Source organism: Verrucosispora sp. SN26_14.1 (assembly GCF_004307965.1).
Classification (GTDB): Bacteria; Actinomycetota; Actinomycetes; order Mycobacteriales; family Micromonosporaceae; genus Micromonospora.
The window spans coordinates 1-2,245 of sequence record NZ_SISL01000678.1; the positions used below are offsets into that span (position 1 = coordinate 1).

A 2,245-nucleotide genomic window follows, 5' to 3' on the forward strand; every position below is an offset into this window, starting at 1 on the left:
GCAGATGGGGATAAGAGACAGTCCCCGCCCGGTGCAGGTGGCGGTGGTGTGGAGCGGCGCCGAGCTGACCCGGTTCCGGGAGGTGGTCGCCGGCTTCCCCGACGTCCGGGTGATCGGCGTGGGCAACGACATCGACGCCTTCCTGACCGCGCGGATGCTCGCCGGCACCAGCCCGGACGTGGCGATCCTGCCGCGACCGGGGCTGATCGTCGAGTACGCCCGTCGGGGCTGGCTCGACCGGGTCGCCCCGGCCAGCAGTTACCTGGCGCCGGCCGGGATGGCCGACCTGCTCACCGTCGACGGGCACCGGTACGGCCTGTGGATCAAGGCGGCGCACAAGTCGCTGTTCTGGCACTTCCCGTCCATGCTCGCGGAGCCGCCCCGCACCTGGGACGCGCTGGTCGAGACGACCCGCCGCCTCGGGGCACGCCACCGGGCGGGCGAGGGCCCGGCGCCGTTGGCGGTCGGTGCCGCCGACGGGTGGGTGCTCACCGACTGGTTCGAGAACGTGCTCGCCGACATCGCCCGTCCCGGAGGGTACGAGGCGCTGGCCCGGGGCGAGGCCGACTGGCAGGGCCCGCCGGTCCGCGACGCCCTCGACCGGCTCGCCGAGCTCTGGAGCGTCGACGGCGCGTTCCCCGGCGGCGGTCAACGTGCCCTGCTCACCCAGTTCGAGGAGTCGGTGATCCAGGTGGCGAACCACCGGTCCGCCGTCATGGTGTTCGAGGCCGACTTCGTCGACGGCGTGGCCGCCCGCTTCCGGCGCGGCACCGAGCCGCTGGTGACCTTCCGGTTTCCCGGTTCACGGGTGGCCGACCAGCCGTTGGTCGTCGGCGGCGACGCGGCGGTCGCCTTCACCGGCTCCGCCGCCGGGGTGGAGCTGGTGCGCTGGCTCAGCGACGCGGCGGCGTTCCGGCCCTGGTTGGAGGCGGGCGGCTACCTCTCCCCCAACCTCGTGGTGCCGGTGAACAACTACCGTGACCCGCTGCGTCGGCGGCTGGCGGCGGAGTTCCGGGCCGTCGAGGCGCTGCGCTACGACCTGTCGGACCGCCTGCCGGGCACCTTCACCGGCACCGACGGGGTGGGGATCTGGCGCATCATGCAGGACTTCTTCATGGACGTGACCGACGGGGTGGCCGCCCGGGAGGCGGTCCGGCGGGCCACCGGGCAGCTCGCCGAGGCGGCCCGGGCGGCGGGGAGCGGACGATGAGGCGCGACCCCGTGCTCGGGCAACTCGCCCTGCTCGACGACGTGGGGCCGCCCCGGCGCGGGCGCGCGTACCCGGCGACCGGCGCCACCTGGGCGTTGCTCGCCCCGGCCGCGCTCCTGCTCGGTGGGTTGCTGGCCTGGCCGGTGCTGCGGACGGTGCAGGCCAGCGTCACCACCGACGGGCGGTGGGTGGGCGCCGAGCACTACCGGGCCGCCCTGACCTCGCCCGGCGCCGGTGCCGCGGTGGGCCGGACCGTGCTCTGGGCGCTGCTGGTGCCGACCGTGGTCACCGTCCTGGGGTATCTGCTCGCCGCCGCCTCGCGCCGGTCCCAGGAGGGCTGGCTGGTCCGGTTCATCCTGGTGGTGCCGACCGCGTTGCCGCTGGTGGTCACCGGGGTCACGTTCCGGCTGCTCTACGACCCGGACCCGCAGCGGGGCCCGGTGACCCTGCTGCTGGCCTGGTTGACCGGCACACCCGAGCGGGTGCCGCACCTGCTCGGGCCACGGCTGGTGACGGTGGCGGTGATGTCGGCGTTCGTGTGGGCCTGGGTCGGGCTGGCCGTGCTGGTGTTCCGGGCCGCACTCGACACCGTGCCCGCCGATCTGGTCGACGCGGTACGCGCCTTCGGCGGCTCCCGTCGCGACGTGTTCTGGGACGCCCAGTGGCGACCGTTGATGCTGCGTACGGTGGCGGTGGTCTTCGCCCTGGTCGCGGTCGGCACCAGCCGCACCTTCGACCTGATCCTGGTGATGACGCCCGGCTCGGTACGCGACGAGGCGTCGGTGCTGGCGCTGCGGATCTGGCAGACGTCCGGGGCGACGACCACCGGGCAGGGCGCGGCCCTGGGCGTGATCTGGCTGGTCGCGGTGACCGCCGGCATGCTCGTGGTGTCGATGTTCATCCGGCAGGCGTGGCCGCCGCCACCGCCACGGGCCGTGCCCGCTTCCGCGCCACCGCCGCGACGACTGGTCCGGCTGCTCGCCGCAGCGGCCGCCGTGGCGTGGCTGCTGCCGCTCGGGGTGCTCGCGGCCACCT

Annotated in this window: 2 protein-coding genes; both read left to right on the forward strand. The window is 74.9% G+C overall.

The window, feature by feature from the left end:
* On the forward strand, positions 1-1,210 hold a 1,210-nt coding region (locus EYA84_RS30780), incomplete at its 5' end, for an ABC transporter substrate-binding protein (protein ID WP_131057717.1).
* On the forward strand, positions 1,207-2,245 hold a 1,039-nt coding region (locus EYA84_RS30785), incomplete at its 3' end, for a carbohydrate ABC transporter permease (RefSeq protein ID WP_131057718.1). The genes EYA84_RS30780 and EYA84_RS30785, both read left to right, overlap by 4 nt.